This window comes from Aquirufa echingensis, assembly GCF_042714525.1.
GTDB classification, from domain to species: Bacteria; Bacteroidota; Bacteroidia; order Cytophagales; family Spirosomataceae; genus Aquirufa; species Aquirufa echingensis.
Genome location: NZ_JBBKYA010000007.1, coordinates 76,513 through 78,241 on the forward strand (window position 1 = coordinate 76,513; position 1,729 = coordinate 78,241).

The following is a 1,729-nucleotide window of genomic DNA, read 5'->3' on the forward strand; positions in this document are numbered from 1 at the left end:
TTATTGAATCCTTCGGGATGAAGATATTTTATAAAAGAGTAAGTGAATTAAGGGCGTATGGGGGATGCCTAGGCTCTTGGAGGCGATGAAGGACGTGTTAAGCTGCGATAAGCTTCGGGGAGGTGCACAAGACCTTTGATCCGATGATTTCCGAATGGGGCAACCCAGTAGATTGAAGATCTATTATTCTATTTAAGATAGAAGGCGAACCTGCTGAACTGAAACATCTAAGTAAGCAGAGGAAGAGAAAACAAAAGTGATTCCGTAAGTAGTGGCGAGCGAACGCGGATTAGCCCAAACCAGTGTTGTTGCGGCAAGACTGGGGTTGTAGGACCACGACATCGATTATATAAAGGAACAAGAACTGTCTGGGAAGGCAGGCCGTAGAAGGTGAGAGCCCTGTATTGGTAAGCTTATGTAATTGTAGTGGTATCCTGAGTAGGGGGGGACTGGAGAAATCCCCTTTGAATCTGCCGGCACCATCCGGTAAGGCTAAATACTACCAAGAGACCGATAGTGAACGAGTACTGTGAAGGAAAGGTGAAAAGTACCCTGAGTAAGGGGGTGAAAAGACCCTGAAACCATACGCTTACAAGCGGTCGGAGCCCTTATTGGGGTGACGGCGTGCCTTTTGCATAATGAGCCTACGAGTTACTTTCACTGGCGAGGTTAATCATATAGATGTGAGCAGCCGGAGCGAAAGCGAGTCTGAATAGGGCGCTTAGTCAGTGGGAGTAGACGCGAAACTTTGTGATCTACCCATGAGCAGGTTGAAGCTCCGATAACACGGAGTGGAGGACCGAACCAGTTTACGTTGAAAAGTATTTGGATGACTTGTGGGTAGGGGTGAAAGGCCAATCAAACTGAGAAATAGCTCGTACTCCCCGAAATGTTTTTAGGAACAGCCTCGGGGTTAAGTTTTAAGCAGGTAAAGCTACCAATAGGACTAGGGGGAGTCAAATCCTACCAAATCCTGATGAACTCTGAATGGCTTAAAATATACCCGGGAGTGAGGGTTGGGGTGCTAAGGTCCCAATCCGAGAGGGAAAGAACCCAGACCAACAGCTAAGGTCCCAAAATCTTTACTAAGTTGAACTAAGGAAGTCTGATTGCAGTGACAGCCAGGATGTTAGCTTGGAAGCAGCTATTCATTTAAAGAGTGCGTAACAGCTCACTGGTCGAGCGAGGCGGGCATCGATAATAAACGGGCATCAAGTAAAGTACCGAAGCTTTGGATTATATTTATATACTGGTAGGGGAGCATTCTGATCTGCGGTGAAGGTTGAGCGACGAGCTTGGCTGGAGCGTTCAGAAAAGCAAATGTAGGCATGAGTAACGATAATGAGGGCGAGAAACCCTCACGCCGAAAGACTAAGGTTTCCTCAGCTATGCTAATCAACTGAGGGTTAGTCGGGGGCTAAGGGTCTAGCGAAAGCGACAACCTAATGCACAGCAGGTTAATATTCCTGCACTTACTTATTGGGCAAATAGATGACGGAGATTACAGGTTACCAGATACTGACGGAATAGTGTCTTTGAGAGGCGGCAGCAATGCCAAAACGAGTGTAGTGAGTAAACTTCCAAGAAAAGTCTAGGCGTGTATAACTGATAAGTAACCCGTACCGTAAACCGACACAGGTGGTCGAGAAGAATATTCTAAGGCGCTCGAGTGAATCACGGCTAAGGAACTCGGCAAATTAACCCTGTAACTTCGGGATAAAGGGAGCCT

1 rRNA gene (cut by a window edge) is annotated in these 1,729 nt (G+C 46.9%); it reads left to right on the forward strand.

Going from position 1 to position 1,729, the window contains the following annotated elements:
* Positions 1 to 36 precede the first annotated feature (36 nt).
* Positions 37 to 1,729 (forward strand): 23S ribosomal RNA (locus SKC38_RS12420); it runs 1,174 nt beyond the window's last position.